The organism is Flavobacterium algoritolerans, assembly GCF_030010385.1.
Taxonomy (GTDB): Bacteria; Bacteroidota; Bacteroidia; order Flavobacteriales; family Flavobacteriaceae; genus Flavobacterium; species Flavobacterium algoritolerans.
Genome location: NZ_JASCRZ010000001.1, coordinates 732,136 through 752,076, shown reverse-complemented (window position 1 = coordinate 752,076; position 19,941 = coordinate 732,136). Strand labels below are relative to the sequence as shown.

13 protein-coding genes are annotated in these 19,941 nt (G+C 31.1%); 11 read left to right on the top strand and 2 right to left on the bottom strand.

Translation table 11 applies throughout. The features are described from left to right. Positions 1 to 118: 118 nt before the first annotated feature. The 8 genes from QLS65_RS03245 to QLS65_RS03210 all read left to right on the top strand — a co-directional run bounded on the left by QLS65_RS03245 (position 119) and on the right by QLS65_RS03210 (position 14,724). Entirely contained in the window at positions 119 to 1,771 is a 1,653-nt protein-coding gene (locus tag QLS65_RS03245) for a site-specific DNA-methyltransferase (RefSeq protein WP_282715172.1), read from the top strand. A 52-nt stretch (positions 1,772 to 1,823) separates the two neighbouring features. Next, on the top strand, positions 1,824 to 2,495 hold the full coding sequence (locus QLS65_RS03240; protein ID WP_282715169.1) for a DUF3800 domain-containing protein: 672 nt from the start codon (positions 1,824 to 1,826) through the stop codon (positions 2,493 to 2,495). 1 nt (position 2,496) lies between these two features. Next, positions 2,497 to 3,003, top strand: coding sequence for a hypothetical protein (locus QLS65_RS03235; protein WP_282715168.1), 507 nt, complete (start codon positions 2,497 to 2,499; stop codon positions 3,001 to 3,003). Between the two features lie 198 nt (positions 3,004 to 3,201). Further along, positions 3,202 to 5,895 (top strand): DEAD/DEAH box helicase, encoded by a 2,694-nt coding sequence (locus tag QLS65_RS03230; RefSeq protein WP_282715165.1) that lies wholly within the window; start codon positions 3,202 to 3,204, stop codon positions 5,893 to 5,895. A 117-nt stretch (positions 5,896 to 6,012) separates the two neighbouring features. Further along, positions 6,013 to 7,851: an ATP-dependent nuclease gene (locus QLS65_RS03225; RefSeq protein WP_282715163.1), complete on the top strand. Its 1,839-nt coding sequence runs from the start codon at positions 6,013 to 6,015 to the stop codon at positions 7,849 to 7,851. Continuing rightward, a complete protein-coding gene (locus QLS65_RS03220; protein WP_282715161.1) occupies positions 7,844 to 9,667 on the top strand; it encodes an ATP-dependent helicase in 1,824 nt (607 codons plus the stop codon). The genes QLS65_RS03225 and QLS65_RS03220 overlap by 8 nt, the downstream gene beginning before the upstream one ends. A gap of 194 nt (positions 9,668 to 9,861) precedes the next feature. Continuing rightward, a complete protein-coding gene (locus QLS65_RS03215) occupies positions 9,862 to 13,353 on the top strand; it encodes an HD domain-containing protein (protein ID WP_282715159.1) in 3,492 nt (1,163 codons plus the stop codon). Between the two features lie 216 nt (positions 13,354 to 13,569). Beyond that, entirely contained in the window at positions 13,570 to 14,724 is a 1,155-nt protein-coding gene (locus QLS65_RS03210; protein ID WP_282715158.1) for a hypothetical protein, read from the top strand. A 1,043-nt stretch (positions 14,725 to 15,767) separates the two neighbouring features. Here QLS65_RS03210 and QLS65_RS03205 read toward each other — a convergent pair. Further along, on the bottom strand, positions 15,768 to 16,994 hold the full coding sequence (locus tag QLS65_RS03205; RefSeq protein WP_282715157.1) for a site-specific integrase: 1,227 nt from the start codon (positions 16,992 to 16,994) through the stop codon (positions 15,768 to 15,770). 355 nt (positions 16,995 to 17,349) lie between these two features. Here QLS65_RS03205 and QLS65_RS03200 point away from each other — a divergent pair, with 355 nt between their 5' ends. After that, complete coding sequence (locus tag QLS65_RS03200; RefSeq protein ID WP_282710981.1) at positions 17,350 to 17,580, top strand: hypothetical protein; 231 nt, start codon at positions 17,350 to 17,352, stop codon at positions 17,578 to 17,580. 31 nt (positions 17,581 to 17,611) lie between these two features. Here QLS65_RS03200 and QLS65_RS03195 read toward each other — a convergent pair whose 3' ends face one another. Then, positions 17,612 to 18,199 (bottom strand): riboflavin synthase, encoded by a 588-nt coding sequence (locus tag QLS65_RS03195; RefSeq protein WP_282715155.1) that lies wholly within the window; start codon positions 18,197 to 18,199, stop codon positions 17,612 to 17,614. Positions 18,200 to 18,257: 58 nt separating this feature from the next. Here QLS65_RS03195 and pdxA point away from each other — a divergent pair, with 58 nt between their 5' ends. Both pdxA and QLS65_RS03185 read left to right on the top strand, forming a co-directional pair. Beyond that, positions 18,258 to 19,307, top strand: coding sequence for a 4-hydroxythreonine-4-phosphate dehydrogenase PdxA (pdxA, locus tag QLS65_RS03190; RefSeq protein ID WP_282715153.1), 1,050 nt, complete (start codon positions 18,258 to 18,260; stop codon positions 19,305 to 19,307). 85 nt (positions 19,308 to 19,392) lie between these two features. Further along, positions 19,393 to 19,935: a YceD family protein gene (locus tag QLS65_RS03185; RefSeq protein WP_282710978.1), complete on the top strand. Its 543-nt coding sequence runs from the start codon at positions 19,393 to 19,395 to the stop codon at positions 19,933 to 19,935. Positions 19,936 to 19,941: the final 6 nt, after the last annotated feature.

Below are 19,941 nucleotides of genomic sequence, written 5' to 3'. Positions count from 1 at the left end.
ATTGCTTTTTTTGTATGTTTGTAGCTTAGAGGATGTGTTTTGTAATCTATTATATTTAAGATTACAAAATGTATATTCCTGCCGCATGTCGGCATAATTTGTAATTTAAAATTTAAAGATGCCAACATTAAACTGGATAGGAAAAGAAAAAGTAATCAACCATCACCAAGATGTACCATACAAAATACTGGAACCTCAATACGGCTTTGCTGATGGAGTGCAACAATCCGAACCCAATAACAGTGGCAACAAGATTATTCACGGTGACAACCTCGAAGCACTAAAAAGTTTGCTGCCGGAATTCGAAGGAAAAGTAAATTGTATCTATATAGACCCGCCATACAACACCGGAAACGAAAGTTGGGTGTATAACGACAACGTAAACCATCCGAAAATTAAAAAATGGTTAGGCGAAGTAGTAGGCAAAGACGGAGAAGATTTAACACGCCATGACAAATGGTTGTGTATGATGTATCCCCGCTTAAAATTGCTTCATAAATTGTTGGCAAAAGAAGGTGTCATTTTTATTAGTATTGATGATAATGAGCATGCACATTTGAAGTTACTGATGGATGAAATTTTTGGGCAAAAAAACTTTTTAGGAGATTTTGTAATAAGCTCTTCTCCAAGTGGAATTGATTATGGTCCTATTGGAAAAACTCATGAATATGCACTTTTTTATTCTAAAAATTATAACTCAACAGTTACTTTCCAACTAAAAGAAGAGGATAAAAAATTTAAGTATAAAGACGACAAAGGAGAGTTTAATTTATATCCATTATACAATGGTAATGTAGCCTTTAATCCAGAAACTCGACCTAATTTATATTATCCTTTTTACTTAAACCCTAATAATAAAATTGAAAATGATTTTTATGAGATAGGATTGGAAAAGAAAAATGATTGGATTGAAGTATACCCTGTAGTATCTCAAAAGGAGGGTATCCCTAGGGTGTGGAGATGGGGAAAACCCAAGGCTGCTAGTGAATTAAATAAAGAAATTATAGGATATGTGACAGGAAGCGGTGAATATCGAATTGTTCAAAAAACGAGACTAGATTCGAAAGTAATGAGATCTATGCAAATAGATACGGAGGTTTCTAGCAGAAAAGGAACGGCTGAAGTACAACACATTTTTGGTGATAAAAAATTCTCTTTTCCAAAGCCAGTTGATTTATTAAAAAGATTTATTTCAATTGGATCTGATGAAAACTCCATAATCTTGGACAGTTTCGCAGGTTCAGGTACAACGGCGCACGCAGTTTTAAACTTAAACAAACAAGACGGAGGCAATAGAAAGTTCATCTTGATAGAAATGGAAGATTATGCCAACACCATTACTGCTGAACGTGTAAAACGTGTAATCAATGGTTATGGTGAAGATAAAAAAACAGTAGAAGGAACTGGCGGAAGTTTTGATTATTATCAACTTGGCGAACCTTTGTTTCTCGAAGAAGACATACTAAATGAAGCTGTCGGAATTGAGAATATCCTAAAATACATTTGGTATTCAGAAACAAGAACAACGTTTATTCCGGTAGATAATTTAGAAAAGGACAATTATCGTATTGGTACAAAAGACCAAACCGACTATTATTTTTACTATATTGTTGATGGAGTAACCACAGTAGATTATGATTTTATGGCAAAAATAAAACACAAAGCCAGTCAATACATCATCTATGCCGACAACTGTTTGCTCGAAAAAGATTTTATGCTAAAGCATCATATCATTTTCAAAAAAATACCAAGAGATATTACAAGATTTTAAATTGGTCGAATTCGACCACTTTAAAAATTTCAAGAAAAAATAAAGTTGCATTATGATTTCAAAAACATTCAATATTTATTGTGATGAAAGTTGTCATCTCGAAAACGATCACAAAGCGTTCATGCTTTTGGGCTATGTGAGTTCGGCATACAATCAAGTAAAACGTCATACCGAAAGAATAAACGACCTAAAGAAAAAGCACAATTTTTATGGTGAAATAAAATGGTCTAATGTGTCCAATTCTCAGTTTCAATTTTACAAAGAATTAGTCGATTATTTTTTTGATACCGAACTTCGCTTTAGGACTGTTGTTGTTCGGAAAAATAAAATCAACAACGGTGCTTTTAATCAGGATTACGATACATTTTATTATAAAATGTACTACTACCTTTTAAACCACAATATTAAAAGCAACTTCACTTATAATGTGTACATCGATATTAAGGATAGTTTGAGCGCTTACAAAGTGGGCAAGCTCAAAGAAATTCTGAATACTAAATACGGGGTGTTTCGAAACATTCAGAATGTCAAGTCTCACGAAAGTACAATACTTCAGCTTGCCGATTTTTTGATGGGCGCTTTATCCTATAATTTGAATGACCCCGACAGAAAAGTAATTGCTAAAAGGCAGATTATAGACAGGATTAAACATCATACCACGCAAAGTTTAGATGCAACTTCTTATGACAATTTGTTTAATATGTTTTTTATCGAACTTCAATAATATGCCGTTTAATCTGTTAAAAAAGTACAACCAGTTATTGGAGCTCAATTCCTATTCTGTAAAACAAAGGGCAGTTTGTTTAAGACAAATCTATGATAGGGATATCGTTCCCGAAAAAAGAATTGTTTTTAGAACTAAACCACTAAATCCAACACCTCACGAAAATAAAATAGATTTAGATAGACATTTTTACCATCTTACTACAAAAACAATTGACGAAAAAACAAAGCAGCGTGATTATGATAAGGACCGTTGCGAACGTTTGCATTGGATAAAATTTCACATTGATGAGAAAAAGAAAGACCAGGTTTTAGTGTTTTCCGTAAAAGAACCAAATGGGATAAGAACCTATATTTATGACTGCGTAGAAAAATATGTGATAGTATTGGAACCGCTTCGAAAAGTACACGAATACTATTTGCTTACTGCCTATTTAGTTCAGGGAAAAGATAAAGCTAGAGATAAATTTTTAAAAAAATACAAACGAAAATTAGAAGTGGTATATTGATAAAAAGCAAAAAACGCAGAGCATCTAGGCTTGCGTTTCTCGATTTCCTTCATCCAAACGGAATGATGAACTCGGTGCAAATATATAAAATTGTATATGAAATAATCAAAAAAATATACTAAAAGTACATTAAAAGCATACTAATAGTTTATTAATAGTACATTACAAGTACATTATAGCTAAAAACAAAAACAAAATATGGAGTTAAAATCCTACCAGCAACAAGTTATCACAGATTTAGATTTATTTTTAGAATACCTTCAAAAGCATCCTAAACCTGCAATAGCTTTCAAACAATATTGGGAAGATAAAGTAGGCGCGTATGAATTAAAATTAGATGGAACTTACAGCGGAATGGTGCCATACAAAGAGAATATCATCAACACACCGCACATTGCCATAAAAGTCCCAACCGCTGGAGGAAAAACTTTCATTGCTTGCAACGCCATACACTCTATTTTTAGCACTTACGACAGTAGCAAGCCAAAAGCAGTCGTTTGGTTAGTGCCTTGGAGCAATTTATTACAACAAACGGCTTCAAGTTTATCGGATTCGTCACATCCATACCGTCAAAAATTAAACACTTTATTCAATCATAGTGTTGAAGTATATGAAAAAGAAAGCTTGTTACAAGGTGCCAATTTCAATCCAACATCCGTTTCAGAACAGTTAAATATTTTCGTGTTCAATTTCAGTAGTTTACGCATCAATTCCAAGAAAAAAGACGACCGTAAAATTTACCAACAAAACGGTTCTTTAGAAGCCTTTAGAGATACCGTTGTCGAACAAGATTTGGTTTTACCCGATACCGACGAAAGCGCTTTGATAAACATTATCCGCAGTCTTAATCCTTTGGTTATTGTCGATGAAAGTCATAATGCCGAAAGTGATTTGAGTGTAGAAATGTTACAAAACCTTAATCCATCATTTGTACTGGATTTAACAGCCACTCCAAAAAAGAACAGCAATATTGTTAGTTATGTCAATGCCATTGAATTGAAAAAAGAGCATATGGTAAAACTTCCAGTGATAGTTTACAACCATAGCCGAAAAGAAGAAGTAATCAACAGTGCCTTACATTTACAAAGACAGTTAGAACAATTAGCTATTCAGGAAAGTTTAGATGGTGGTAAAAAAATAAGACCAATAATTTTATTTCAGGCACAATCCAATATCAAAGGAAGTGACAATACCACTTATATAAAGATTAAAGAAAAACTAATGGAATTGAAAATTCCAGAAGAACAAATCAAAATCAAAGTAAGCGGCTTAGACGAGTTGAAAGGAATTGATTTAATGGACGAAAACTGTCCTGTTCGATACATTATAACAATCAACGCTTTAAAAGAAGGCTGGGATTGTCCATTTGCATATATTTTGGCTTCATTAGCCGATAAATCTTCCGCTGTCGAAGTAGAACAAATTTTAGGGAGGGTTCTACGACAACCTTATGTCTTGAAACACAAAGAACCATTGTTGAATTTGTCGTTTGTATTAACGGCTTCCGCAAAATTCAATGAAACCTTAGACAATATTGTAAAAGGATTGCAAGATGCCGGATTCAGTAACAAGGATTATTATGCCGAAGAAATTATCAGTGAAAATACCGTTGCTCCAATATCTGACAAAGAAGCTTTAAACCAGGAATTGTTTGGTAGTTCAGACGATGTTAAAATTAACAACCAATTTGATGATAATGACATTACAAACATCAATGTTAATGCAATACCATTTGATCCAACAGAGAAAGATTTCAAACCTGTTGCTAACTCTCCTCTTGATCTAATGACCAAGAAAGCGATTATTGATGGCAACGAATTTGAGACAAGATTAGCAAAAGATACAGGAGACAGCACCGAATACCTTTTAAGAGAAATGGGAAAAGAACCAAAGCGTTACAAAATAGTCGAACACTTTCATCAAGTAGCAGAAAGCATCGAGTTGCCACAATTTTACAAAAAACTAGAGACCGATGTTTTAAGTCGTGAATTGATTTTTGACGAACTTAGCCAGGGAGAAGTTTTCTTAAACAGAGATCAGTTATTGAGCACATTTAAATTGTCTTCAAAAGATATTGACATTGATTTTAATAATGTTAATGCCGAAATTGTAAAAGTAGATTATGATGAAGTTCGGAAAGATGCGATAATTTCTAAATTTAGTGTGCAGGCAAAAAAAATGTTAATCGACACTATTGTAGCTAAACCAAAAGAAAGGCAAGTCAAAGACATTACCAGTATTATGGTTGGTAAAATTGGCAATATGACTCCTATTCCAGAACAGGAAATCAAAAAATACATTGAGCGTATTTTTGGTGAATTTTCTACCGAAGAGATTATTGATGCTGTCAATAATGAATTCCCTTATGTCGGAAAAATAAAAGCCAAAATTCTTGAATTGGCTAATCAACACGCTAAAGAGGAATTCAAAAAACTATTAGATACCAATAAAATTATTGTCAAACCAAGTTTCAAATTCAAAGAAACATTAGTTCATAGCAAAGAAGGGGCAAAAATTGACAAATCCCTTTACGAACGTGAAGGCGATATGAATAATTTCGAACAGCGTTTAATAATGGATATTGCTTCACAAGAAAATGTCTTGTTTTGGCACAGAAATTCAGTGACCAAAGACAAAGGTTTTTACTTAAACGGATTTAGCAATAATCACTATCCAGATTTTATATTATATACTCAAAAGCAAAACATCATTTTAGTAGAAACCAAAGGAGATTTCCTTGATAATGACGACAGCAAAGCAAAAAATGTTTTAGGTAAAAAGTGGGCGGAAAAATCAGGAGATAGCTATAAATATTTTATGGTTTTTGAGAACAAAAACGTGGAGGGTTGTTATACTGCCAAGAACTTTATGGAGATTATTGGGGAGTTGTAAGCTTTAATTAGACTATGCTTAAATAAAAAAAAAGACATCTATTTTTTCAACAACAATCTCCCTTTCACAAGAAAAAGATAATCCATTACGATTAATTAAAGAAAAAGAAATGAAAATATGGGAATTTTATTAAAGCAAGTAAGAATATACGGTTTTAGAGGTCTTGAAAATATTGAAATTGATTTTGAGCCTAATACAATTTTAGTAGGGTGTAATAATTCTGGAAAAACAACACTTTTAAAAGCACTTCAGCTTGCTTTAAGTAATTCTTTATCAATTTCTATTGATGATTTTTTTTATTGTGAAGCAAGAATGTCTAATAAAATAATCATCGATGTACTTATGATTCCGGTTGATGGTGACTTTTCACAAATCGATGAGTTTGAAGATGATTGGCACTCTGTTATAACAACTGATAGAATTACCCTTACAGACGAAGGAAAACAAATTCTTAGTTTCCGAACAATAATTGAAGAAGATTTTTCAAAAAAAACATACAGAAAAAAACAATATATTATTGACGAGTGGGCAAAATTTGAAGATGGAGGTATTTCTTGGTACGAAAACGAATATGATAAGGATTTGAATTTCTATTTTGATGAAATTCCATTTTTCTACATTGATGCTAATAGAGATATATTGGATGATATTAAATCAAAAACCTCTTATTTTGGTAGATTATTATCTACAATAGAATACGATTCCAATGATAAAGAAGCTATTGAAGAATTAATTAAAGAGCTGAATAGACGTACCATAGAAAGTAGTGATGTACTTTCAAATATAGAATCAACTCTTTTAGAGCTTGATACAGCTATGGACAATCCAGAAAACACAGTAAGTCTTACACCTTTTACAAAGAAATTAAAGGATCTTAACAAAGGTGTTAATATTACTTATTCTGAATTTTCAATGGATTATCACGGGATGGGAACGAGAAGCTGGTCTTCTTTATTAGTTTTAAAATCATTTTTACAATATTACAAGAGAAAGTTTGAAGCCAGTGCAAAAATGTATTTTCCAATTATTGCTATTGAAGAACCCGAATCACACTTGCACCCTAACGCGCAAAAGAAATTATATTCTCAACTAAAATCTATTCCTGGACAAAAAATCATCTCAACACATTCAAGTTACATTGCAGGCTCTGCCGAATTAAAGGAAATACGCTCATTGACAAAAAATAATTCAAATGTAGAAGTCAAAAAAATTGAAGTTACTGAATTCTCCCCGGAGGATATAAGAAAAATTGAACGACATGTTGTTAATACAAGAGGGGAACTGTTTTTTTCAAAAGCAATAATACTATGTGAAGGTGAAACCGAAGAACAATCACTTCCTCTTTTAATTAAGAAACATTTTGGTAAGGATGTAATTGAATTAGGTATTGATATAGTCGGTATTGGAGGTGGAGGAAATTATTTTCCTTTCATAAACTTTGCAGAAAAATTAGGAATCAATTGGTATGTTTTAAGTGACGGAGAAATACCCATTTTAAAAAAACTTAAAAAAGATTTAAAGAAGCTCACTAACTCAACTGAAGATATTGACTTACTTAATTATAAAAATATTTGTTTTTTTGATGATGGAGATGATTTTGAAAACTATTTATTAAGATGTGGTTTTCAAGATGAAATAGAATTATGCTTGAATGAATTACTACAAGGCAGACTAGAAGATAAAATTATTGAGAAAGATGGGACTCTAAAGAATCGCAATAAAACAGCAAATATTTGTGAAACATGCAATCAAAATATTTTCGAAGATGTTTTAAGAGATTATAGCGTTGATGGTGGTCGTTTGTTAGCCTTGAATGATTTACTTTCAGACAGCAAAACCAAATATCCTCCAATATTATCTGAATTAATATATAACAGTGATAAAGAGATGCCTGCAAAGATTATTGAACTATTTGAGGAGGTTAGTAAAAAATTAAATCCAACAGGAAATGAATAATATTGAATTGTCTGAAAATCAACAAAAAATAGTAGATCTTGATGAAGGAGCATATTTAGTTAAGGCAAGTGCCGGTAGTGGTAAAACTAGAGTTCTAACTGAAAGGATTAAGCGAATAGTTAATATATCTAAGGGAAAAGTATTAGCCATTACTTTTACAAATAAAGCTGGAGAAGAATTAAAAGAAAGACTTGGAACATCTGAAAGGGTAAAAGAAAAAGTTTTTGTTGGTACTTTTCATAGCTTTTGTCAATCAATTTTGGAGTTACGCTTTAAATTATTGGGTTACTCTTCAATGCCACATATTTTTGAAGAAGATTCTGATAGAATCGAATTGATAGAACAGGCTATTTTTCAAGTTCCATATTTTCAAGAGATATATTCCGGTTTAGAGGGGAAACAATTGTTTGAATATAAATACAAAGCTTTGAATTTTATTTCTCAAGTCAAAAGAGAATTAATATCTCCTGAGGAGCTTATATCTAATTCTGAAAATGAAGAATTTCGTAATTTATATGAAGTATACCAAGACATCTTAGAGTCAAACAATGCTATAGATTTTGACGACCTAATTTTATTAATCTATCAATTATTAATAAATAATGATTCGGTTGCTAATCTTTACCGTAAAACATACGAATATGTGTGTTTAGACGAGGCTCAGGACTTAAATAAAGCCCAATACTATCTACTAAAAGCTTTGGTAGGTAATGAGAATAAAAATATAATGATGGTTGGGGATCCAAATCAGGCAATATATCTTTTTAATGGTTCTACCTCCGATTATATGGAGAATGATTTTGTAGAAGATTTTGGAACAACAGTTTATACACTAACTGAAAATTATAGATGTTCAAGAAGTGTTATTGAAGCATCAAATAAATTGATGGGCTTACAAGCTGAAGCAGTTAATTACGTCATCGATGGAATTTTTGAAATAAATGGCTTGTTAAATGAAGAGGAAGAAGCAAATTTCGTTGTTGATAAAATCAAAAAGTTAATCGAATTAAAAAAACATAAAGACATTGAGGGAGAAATTAATTACGATAATATATCAATTTTAGCCAGAAATAAATACGTTTTTAAAAATGTAGAGTCATCGCTAAAAGAAAATAAAATACCTTATTTTTATAAAAGTGGAAATATAGGTTTGAAGTTTAGTAGTACCCTTATGCAAATTTTCGATTACTATTTTCGCATAAAAATAAATCCTTCTGACAAACTCCATTTGAGTAGGCTTGAAAAGTTACTCAATATATCAGATGTATATGATGAAGAAATAATTAAATCATCTAAGTTTCCTGAGTCAATATATTCATTAAGTTTTGTAAATACTCTAACGATAGATAATCTTTCTTTAGAAATTAAAAAGTTTAGAAAATTGTTTGAAGAAAATAAAGTTGATGGTTTAACAGACGATGATAGAAAACTTATTATTGAGGATATCGATGAATTTGATAGTAATTGGAAAACTTATCAAATGAAGAATCAAAAAAGAACTTTGAGCGGTTTTAAAAACTCAATCTCACTAGGGATTACAAATCATCCTAAAAATGAAAATGGTATTACTTTAAGTACTGTCCATACCATGAAAGGTCAGGAAAGCGATATTGTGTTTATAATAGGAATGGATGAAGGTACATTTCCTGATTACAGGGCTGTGAATAAAGGAGGACTAGAATTACAACAAGAAAAAAATAACGCTTACGTTGCCTTTACTCGCTCCAAAAGATTTTTGTTTATATCCTATCCTAAACAACGTCTAATGCCTTGGGGTGATTTCAAACCAAGGTCTATTTCAAGATTTATCAAATAAACTCCATCGACAGTACTTTTTAACCCAACTTTATTTTTTACATCTAGATAGACAATATTATTTTAGTGGAAACAAAAGGAGATTTTCTGGATAATGAAGATATAAAGTCAAAACATTTTAGAACCAGAAATGGGTTGTAGAATAAGGATAAAACCACAATATTTTATGGTTTTCTTAACCAAAAACATTGAGGGTTGTCATTCAGCCAAAAGCTTTTTGGAGTTTATTGGGGAATTATAGTAATCAGAAAAAATAACACTATGAGAATTATTGAGATATTAAAACAAAGAAGTAATAATGCTAATGATGAAGTCAAAATAGATCTCAAACTTTATAATTTAGCGGATGATTTAGAAAAAAAATCAAGGGTACACCTTAAAAGAATTATAACTATCCTGTCTGAATTTGACATTCATGATGAAAAACATAGTGAAAAAGTAATCTCTAATATAGAACTTCTTTTGGGGGATGAAACCTTAAATTCATTATCATCATATGAATTATTCTTGTTACATCTTTCTGCTTTTTTTCACGACTGTGCAATGGCTCCATCTGATTGGGAAATAAATACAATGAAATTAACCGAGGGAAATGATTTGTACTCTGCATCTGATTTTTCAATAAAACATGATTTAAAAACACCATTAAAATTATCGTCTGCAATTGAATTAATTAAAGAAAGAAAAGACAAACTCTATAAAATATTTGAAGGTGATGTACAACGGTGGATATTTAGTCCTAATAGCGAAGATGATCTAATTAAATATCTCGGCAATTTACTGGTTGAGTATCAACATTTCAGAAATGGTTTTGCAGATCAATTAAAGAAAGTAAAAAATCAAGCTGAATTTGAAGAACTGAATGATTTCATTAGAATTGATTTTATTAGAGCAACACATCATTCTAGAATTGAAGCTTATATAAAAAATTTAGATATTTTGTTTGGCAACGCATTTGAACAACCCGCATGGGGTAAAAAATTGGCACATGATTTAGCTTTAATCTGTAGATCACATGGTGAAGATGCAAGCTTTATCAATAGTTTTAGCGTCAACGCACAATATTACGGTGCAGATAGTGCTAACTTACAATTTGTAGCCATAATGCTAAGACTTGGAGATGTAATTCACTTTAGTTATGACAGAGCACCAATTGATTTACGTACTTCAAGATTGTTTAAATCAGAATATAGTTTTCAACAATGGGCTATAAAAAACAGTGGAGCGAATTATTCAATTGAAAATGGCAAAATATCATTTAGAGCTTACTGCGAAAACCCTGATACATATTTTAAATTACACGAATATATTGACTGGATTGAATCTGAGATTCAAAACTATTTTAAGTTTCAAAGACAGTGGGAAAAAAGCTATATTTATAATCTGCAAGACAAAGTAGATAGAATAAATATTGTTAACGATAATGATTCCTTTTTACCTAAAAGAGGCTTGAATTTTTCTTTGAATCAAAAAAAGATTTTAGAACTATTGATGGGAGTTGGATTATACAAAGATAAATTTGCCTGCCTTAGAGAACTTTATCAGAACTCACTAGATGCCTGTCGCTGTATGTTGTCACAAAACAATCTTTCTAATATTATTTCTGAAGGTAAAATTGAATTTAATATTGAAAAAGAGGGAGATAAGGTGTATTTAACCTGTACTGATAATGGTATAGGTATGACAAAAGACATAATTGAAAAATACCTTTTAAAAATTGGTAATTCCTATTATAAATCATCTGATTTTTACAAACAACAGGCTAATTGGGGAGGAAATTTCACTCCAACTTCTCAATTTGGAATAGGAATTCTTTCCTGCTTTATGATTGGAGATAAAATAGAAATTACGACCAAAACAAAAAATGATGATTGGATTTCCTGTTCAATTAATGGACCGCATGAGCATTTTTATTATAAAGAGACTTTATCATTAGAAAAAGAAAAACTACCTACATCTGGAACAATAGTCAGAATTTTACTTAATAGTGAAAATCAAAACGTATTGAATAATAGCAAGATAGAAAAATTAGGACTTTTACTATTTGGAATAAATATTAATTTACCTGAGGAGTTCGATTCGTATCTTCCGCTTTTTGAAAATTGGAATGAACATTTGTACAATAAAATTGATCATTTCGTTCAAATTATTCCGGATAATATAATTGTAAAAATCGGAGTAGAAAATGGAGAAAGTATAAAACTCTTATCAAAACCGATCTTGATTGATATCAATAATAAACAATTGGAACTCCAAGAAAAAGATTCTTATTTACTTGATTATTTAAATAATCGTGGTCGTTTTTATCCTTTAAAACAAAAATACAATGAAATAAAGCAGTTTATTGAAAATTACCCACTTTTAATAAATTGCGATGGTGTTGAATACAGAACTACTTTAACCCTTCCCAAAAAAGGGTTCATTCTTGAAAATATGTATATAACACCAGAAGTTGGTAGCAGGGGATTTAGTATTGATGGGATATTTATAGATAATAATAATTCGATTCGTATCGATAATTATTACTCACATGAACTCCATAACAATGGAATTATAAATTTCACTGGAGAATTAAGACCTCAATTGTCTGTTGATAGAACATCAATAGTAGACTATCCCGAAAAATGCGAAAAAGTTGCAGAAGAAATTTCTAAATTATTAATCAAAGTAATTATAGAAACAACTAAAAATCATATTGAGAAATATAAATTCATGTCCACCGATAAAGAATTTCATTTATTATGGGAATACGTATTTGAAAAAATCGGGTTTGCAGATGTACTTTTTATAAATAACTTATCAGATACTGAATATGGAAACATAATTTGGGAGAAGTTATCTAATGTATTGAATAAACAACTTTCCATAAAAGAATTCTTATCATCAAAAGAAATCACTTTAATTAATTTTAATTTATCAACTCTTGATGTTCTTTCAAAAAAAATGATACTGACAAAATTAATTTCAGCTAAGAAAATTAACATTGAGAATTCCAATATTTCAATAGAACAAGAAAATCTGATTAAAACAAACTTGATCAAAAAAAGACGTTCATTTTCAGAATTTGATATATTGATATGTACTGATGAATGGAATCCTTTTGATGATAAATACGATATTGTTTCTAATTTATATCCATTGATTCCCCAAAGATTGTTTAATCTTTTAGATAGACAGACAATCCAAAAAGTTAATGATAAAACTAAAATACTTCACTCGTACAGTAATGGATTAACATCTCTTTTTTCTCAAAGTCCTCTACTAATAAATGAAGGACTTGGTTTATATATCGAAGAGAGGGTTTCTTTAGGAAAGAAAAAAAATGATATTTATAATTTTGAAAAGAAACGTTCAACCATAGGTTTATTTGAATTAAATGAAAGGCATTTATTACTTAAAAATAAAGAGAAATATGTTTTAATGGTTTATATATCCCCTAAAGATCTGAATAAGGAAGAAAATAAAGAATTAGAGAAATATGTAATAAAAGATCCCTCCTATGTCAAAGGTGTTATAGAAGGATGGAGTTTATTAATTACTTCGATGAATAAAGAAAATATTATTATTTACCCAGGTAAGACAACACGAGATGTTTTGGTATCGAAAATATCTAAAGAATTTTGGGAAGAGTACAGCGATTATACTTTTAAATTTACTGACAACACAGTATTAAAAAAACAAGAATAATCCAATAATTATTTTTTTATCAAGAATCATATTGGTCAAAACAATTCATTATATGAATTAGTGATCTATACATTCTCGTATTAACTTTAAATGTTGTTTTGAATAAAACTACTCTTCAAAAAGTAATAATTAAAAGGTTCATATTTTATAGAAAAGACCCGACACAGCTATAAACTTACAATACGTTTTACTATTGTATAAAAAAAAACTAAATCAATGAGTTTTGATTTTATAAAACATAAGGAATCTCAATATTTAATACCTAGTCCAATTGCTGGAAAAGAAGATTATTATAGAGATTTAAATAATATTGAATGGGGAGGAACTGGGAGATTTGATGCCATGTTTTCAAATCAATTTTTTCAAGAAGCGGTTCAACTCATTATAAATGCTATTGCACTTTTTGAAAAAGGTTATTTTGATTGTGCCTTTTATTCCCTTAGACAATCATTGGAAATTTCAACAACTACAATTTATTTTGTTGATGATAATGAACCGAATAGAAAAAAAGAGATGATAAAGTGGAAAAAGGAAGAACGCTTCCCACTTCACAATCAAATGATAAATCAATTAGATCATCGGAAAAGTGATTTTGCTGATATCAAAAAAGAAATGCAAGATTTCTTCAATGAAATTGAGCAAGTAAAACAACGAATGAATAAATATATTCATAAGCAAGGACTGAATAAATTCTATACTTATCGGGGAGATGATTTTTCAAAAAATCAAGAAAAAATAATTTCTGACTTTGAATTTTTCTTAATAAAAAGTATTGGTGCTGTCGCTGTTTATAGATTAGTTGTTGACCCACTGCCATTATTACTTCTTGACGAAGAAATTTACAACAAGACTGGACAATTAATTACGGAGAGTTTCACAAGTGAATTCATTCAAAAATACATTGGTCAAACTAATATTGAGTCATATAAAAAAACTAAAATCTATCAAGGCTATTACAATGACATTATAAAAAACGAAGAAATGATTCCTTCTGTATTGGCTTTGGTAAAAGATGATTTTGTTGATAGAGAAGCTTGTGAAGAAATATTATCTCAAAGACACTTATTAGACAAAAATGATTTGGTAGCGGTTTCAATGACAATGCTTTTACAAAACTTGACTAAAATATATTGTATCGGAGGATTTCACTGGTACTTCACTAGTACAAAATCACTTAAAAAAAATCATTCTTTCAACAGTAGGGATTTCGATATATTTAAAAATAATTCACCAATATTTAATTCACAATATTATGAAGTATTTTTGAGTGCAATAAAAATAGGAGATGATGAGTATTATCTAGAGCATAATATAGAATTAACTTCAGAAGAAATAGAAATATTGGAATACATTATTAATGCGTCCAGTTAATTTCAAAAAAAAGATTCATTTCCAAAACAAAGTATCATTTAACATCACGGGCAATTAAGCGGTCTCCCTCCGGTCGCTTCCTTTGTTCCGCTCGGCTGTTCCAGTCGGTCGTCGGCAGAAAAAGCCTCCTTCGTCCGTTTCACAGGCACTTCACAGCACAAAAAAAAGAGCAGCTTAGAAAAAAAGCAGCTCTTTTTTTTGCGCTGTTTCGTTCCTCGTCTTCACACGGTCGCTTCCTGCATTCGTCGGGGCTATTACATCCACAATACCGCTTCATTTCGTTTCACTCCGCAGGCTACGCTCCACTGCATTCCAGCACTATTGTGTCTATCGCCCCTTATTTTTTCGGCGGTTGCTCCTTCGCACAGCCATCGGGGTTGGCTCCGTTAGCACTTTGCACTAAATTAAGGAACGCCCCGAAAAGGGGCTGATTATATTATTTTATACCCCGCCGTTTCACGCTCCTAGCCCTTCTCTGCACTTCGTCCCGCAGAAAAAGCGGGACTACGTTTCGTTCTCGGCCTAGGGTGGCTGTTCGATTGCCGCAACCCCGCCACTTCGCTCCTCTAAAAATAATAATTTCCGCTATCGCTACAATTATTATTTTCTGCGGTGCTTGGGGGTGTTTGATTGCCGATTCCATAAGAACTCCCCCTAAAAACGGTAAACAACAACACTCGTCTTCGAAAAAAAAATAAAAAAAAGAAAGTAAAGGTAAGTTCCAGTTTCAAAAAGTAAAGTTCAAGCCCTACGGGTTTTTGAAAAAATCTCCACCCTCACATTTCCATAACTACTCTTCAGTATACAATCACACTTTCTATTCTTGAAAACTATTGTGGTAGTATTTTTTCAAAAAAACTTGACTTATTTTGAAACCTCCACTACTGCGAGGACTTTCTTTTTTTTCTTTTTTTCTTTGTGAAAATTATAAAAGGAAAAATCGTGGATCGATAATCCTTCTTATTATAAAAAAATAAGTTTATCAGAAACTATAATTACATTCGTAAAAAATGAAGTTTTTGTATTAGAAAGTTCCAATAATTTTAGATTAAGTTCTCAAAGGCGAAATCTAAATCTGTAGTATTGAAATCTTCTAAATAAGTTTCAGTTGTTTTAATAGATTGATGTCCTAAGGCTTGCTTAATCATGATGGTATTGATACCTTTTTTTAAAGATATTGTTGCGAAGGTGTGTCTAGCAGTATAAAAAGTCACTTTGTTTTTAATACCACATTGGAGTGCAATAATGTTGAGAAGTTTCCCATAATAATTTAAAACACTTTTTTTTCTATCTCTCAATTCTTCTTTTGTGTATAGCTTTTCATCTTTGTCTAAAATTGGGAAAATATAATCGGTATCAAATGGTCGATAAATTTTAAAGTAGTTTAGAATAGTTTTCGTATAATTATTAGTTGGAATTTTTATATTTAATTTTACTTGCGTTTTATTTCTAATATACGAAAAACTGCTTAAATCAACATCTTCCCATTTTAACTCAGCTACATCTGTGAAATTCATACCTCGGCAGTAAAAACTAAATAGATAAGCATACAATGCTTTCGCGCCCTCTTTGTTTTCAGATATGTCATAGTCCAGTAATAGTTGTAAATCTTGTTTACTTAAAGCCTTCTTTACTTTACTGGATTTCAATTTTGAAATTATATAATCTTTAAAAGGATAAAATTCACTAGAAACAATTTTAGATTTTATTGCTGAGTTATATATTGCTCTAATATTGCGCATATATACGCCAATACCACCATCGTTACAGTCATGAGCTCGTAAATGAGATTCAAAAGCTATTAGAAAATCGTAATTAATTTTTGTAAAATCGTAAGTTATAATTGTTGATCTAAATCTCATAAGAGCAGAAATGGTGTCACGATAGGAACAGCTTGAACTTATTTTTCCAGATTCTTTTAATTGGAGTTTTCTCTCCTCAAAATAAGCGATAAAGCTTAGTTTTTTAACTTCTTCAGGTCTAAATAAAGAGTCAAATGATTCAAGAGAATAGCTATGACCTTCCTCAATCATTATATTTACTATTTTGGAAGCATCTTGTTTTATTGAATTTAATATTCGATTACATTGTAAATAATTAGGGAATTTAGATGTAAATTCATTTGCTTTGTTGTTCCAAAATTTTGGTAATACATTGTAAGGGGTTTTGTAGAATTTCGATTTTCTGTTTATCGTTATTCTTAAATTAATTGGAAAAGTGCCATCATTAAGCATTGTTTTTTTTAGGATGATTTTTACACTAGCTTTCATTTTTAATATTTTTAAAAGTTCAACATACGTACAACAAATGCATACATATTGTGAAGCAGGATGAAACAAAAATATTTTTTAAAAATGATAAATAACTATAATACAGTAGCTTTGAAGCTAAATGCAATTAAATACAAACATTAATAGTCTATCTCATAATCAGGTGGTCCCTGGTTCGAGCCCAGGTGGGACCACAAAACCCTTTAAAACAAATGTTTTAGAGGGTTTTTCTTTTTTTACTAAAAACCAAGTTGGACTAAAACACGTATCTTTGTTATGATGTTAGGGATAAGACTTTCTTATTTGTGATTTTATAGATTTTTTTATTTCAGTAAATTTACTATTTTTGAAGCCGATGAAAATTGAGTCAAATAAATTTTATTTTTTAATCATTTTCCTTTTTGGGATTGTGGATGTTTTTGCTGGTCCTGGAGGTTCTGGTCCTCCTGCACCTACGTCAAAAAAACCGCCACCACCACCTGGATTGTCTATTGATGAAAATAGTGTTATAATAATTGCAATTTCATTATTATTTGGAATTTATATCATTTACACCAATATATTAAAAACAAAAACCCCAATTTAAATGGGGTTTTTGTTTTTAGTGTTGTTGCGAGTTATTTGTTAGCGTATAGTCTAGAAACGTATTTGCCAATTACATCAAATTCAAGATTTATTTTTGTACCAACTTCAAAGGTTTTGAAATTAGTGTGCTCATACGTGTAAGGGATTATGGCTACGCTAAATTCATTTTTTTTAGAATTCACTACGGTTAAGCTTACGCCATTTACGGTAATTGAACCTTTTTCGATGGTTATGTTGTTTAGTTTTTCGTTGTATTCAAAGGTGTAAATCCAGCTTCCATCGGTTTGTTCTGCGATTATGCAGGTTCCTGTTTGGTCTACGTGTCCTTGTACGATGTGTCCGTCAAGTCTGTCGCCAAGTTTCATTGCTCTTTCTAGGTTAACGCTATCTCCAATTTTCCAATCGCCCAGATTTGTTTTTTTTATCGTTTCATCTACTGCGGTTACGGTATAGGAAGTATCATTGATAGCAACAACAGTAAGGCAAATTCCGTTATGAGCAACGCTTTGGTCAATTTGTAGTTCGCTGGTAATCGATGAATTCATCGTTATGTGAACATTACTGTTCTCTTTTTTTATTTCTTGGATGGTGCCAAGGGTTTCTATGATTCCTGTAAACATTTCTTGTTTTATTTTACTAAATTTGCACTTCAAAATTAGCAATAAATAACGTTAGGTCATGATGAAAAAAGCAGAAAATATAATCGTTGGGATTTCTATAGGAGATTTAAACGGTATTGGAAGCGAAGTTGTTTTAAAAACATTCGAGGATTCTCGTATGTTAGAGTTGTGTACTCCTGTTATCTTTGCTAATGTTAAGTTGTTGTCTTTCGTGAAGAAAAGTTTTCAATCGGCTTCTTTATTGCATGGAATTGATAAACTAGATCAAATTGTTCCGGGAAAGATTAATGTTCTCAATCTTTGGAGAGAAGGAGTTGATCTGAATCTAGGGGTAAATGATCCTAAAGCAGGTGAATATGCTATAAAATCATTTGTTGCGGCTACCAAAGCTTTGAAAGATGGTCTTGTAGACGTATTGGTGACTGCACCTATAAACAAGTACAATATTCAGTCGGAAGAGTTTAAATTCCCGGGGCATACGGATTATTTAGACCAAGAACTTGAGGGAAATGCACTTATGTTGATGGTTCAGGATAATTTAAGAGTAGGGCTCTTGACGGATCATATTCCGTTAAGTGAAGTGGCTTCTCATCTTACGGAAGAATTGATTAAAAGAAAAATTGAAACGGTTAAGCAATCATTAATACAAGATTTTAGTATTAATAAGCCTAAGATAGCTGTTTTGGGATTGAATCCGCATTGTGGTGATGGAGGTGTTATTGGTACCGAAGATGATTTGGTTATAAAGCCAACATTGAAAAAGATATTTGACAAAGGAACCTTGGTCTTTGGTCCTTTTGCCGCGGATGGTTTTTTTGGAAGTAGTCAATATGAGAAGTACGATGCTATTATTGCGGCCTATCACGATCAAGGATTAATTCCTTTCAAGACATTATCGTTTGGTAATGGCGTGAATTATACTGCGGGTTTGAATAAAATAAGAACCTCGCCGGATCATGGTACTGCTTACGATATTGCTGGAAAAGGAGTGGCTGATTTTAACTCGTTCAAAGAGGCTGTATATCTTGCAATTGATATTTATCATTCGAGAAATCAATATGCCGAAATCAGTGTGAAGCCATTGAAAACAAAAGAAAAACAGTTGTGAACAAAAAAAAGTGAATAACATTATTAGATTTGCAATAATTTTATATCTTTGCACTCCCGAAGTTTAGGGTCAAAATGTTGTTGAAATGAAGAAGACAAAAGAATTTTTAATACCTTTTATAGGATTAAAGCTAGGAAAACATCATTTTGAGTATCAAATAAATAATTCGTTCTTTGAAATCTTTGATTATAATGAATATCAAGATTCAAATATCAAAGTAAATGTAGTTTTAGAGAAAAAAAGTACGCTGTTAGAATTAAGTTTTAAGCATAAAGGGGTAGTAAATGTACCTTGTGACTTGACAAGCGAAGATTTTGACTTACCAGTTAAAGGCAAAATGAATTTAATTGTTCGTTTTGGCGAGGAATATAATAATGACAATGAAGAATTGTTGATTTTACCTCATGGGGAGTTTGAAATAGATATTGCACAATACATCTATGAAATGGTAGTATTGTCAGTACCTCTAAGGCGGGTTCATCCAGGTGTTAAAGATGGAAGTTTAAAAACAGAAGCTTTGACTAAACTTAATGAACTTATAGTAAAAGAAGTAAAAAAAGAGAATAAACAAGAAGAAAATATTGACCCACGTTGGGACAAATTAAAGCAACTATTAACGGATAAATAATATAGT

Coding starts and splice junctions, on each gene's coding strand:
- QLS65_RS03245 (WP_282715172.1), top strand. CDS start 119: ATGCCAACATTAAACTGGATAGGAAAAGAAAAAGTAATCAACCATCAC.
- QLS65_RS03240 (WP_282715169.1), top strand. CDS start 1,824: ATGATTTCAAAAACATTCAATATTTATTGTGATGAAAGTTGTCATCTC.
- QLS65_RS03235 (WP_282715168.1), top strand. CDS start 2,497: ATGCCGTTTAATCTGTTAAAAAAGTACAACCAGTTATTGGAGCTCAAT.
- QLS65_RS03230 (WP_282715165.1), top strand. CDS start 3,202: ATGGAGTTAAAATCCTACCAGCAACAAGTTATCACAGATTTAGATTTA.
- QLS65_RS03225 (WP_282715163.1), top strand. CDS start 6,013: ATGGGAATTTTATTAAAGCAAGTAAGAATATACGGTTTTAGAGGTCTT.
- QLS65_RS03220 (WP_282715161.1), top strand. CDS start 7,844: ATGAATAATATTGAATTGTCTGAAAATCAACAAAAAATAGTAGATCTT.
- QLS65_RS03210 (WP_282715158.1), top strand. CDS start 13,570: ATGAGTTTTGATTTTATAAAACATAAGGAATCTCAATATTTAATACCT.
- QLS65_RS03205 (WP_282715157.1), bottom strand. CDS start 16,994: ATGAAAGCTAGTGTAAAAATCATCCTAAAAAAAACAATGCTTAATGAT.
- QLS65_RS03200 (WP_282710981.1), top strand. CDS start 17,350: ATGAAAATTGAGTCAAATAAATTTTATTTTTTAATCATTTTCCTTTTT.
- QLS65_RS03195 (WP_282715155.1), bottom strand. CDS start 18,199: ATGTTTACAGGAATCATAGAAACCCTTGGCACCATCCAAGAAATAAAA.
- pdxA (WP_282715153.1), top strand. CDS start 18,258: ATGATGAAAAAAGCAGAAAATATAATCGTTGGGATTTCTATAGGAGAT.
- QLS65_RS03185 (WP_282710978.1), top strand. CDS start 19,393: ATGAAGAAGACAAAAGAATTTTTAATACCTTTTATAGGATTAAAGCTA.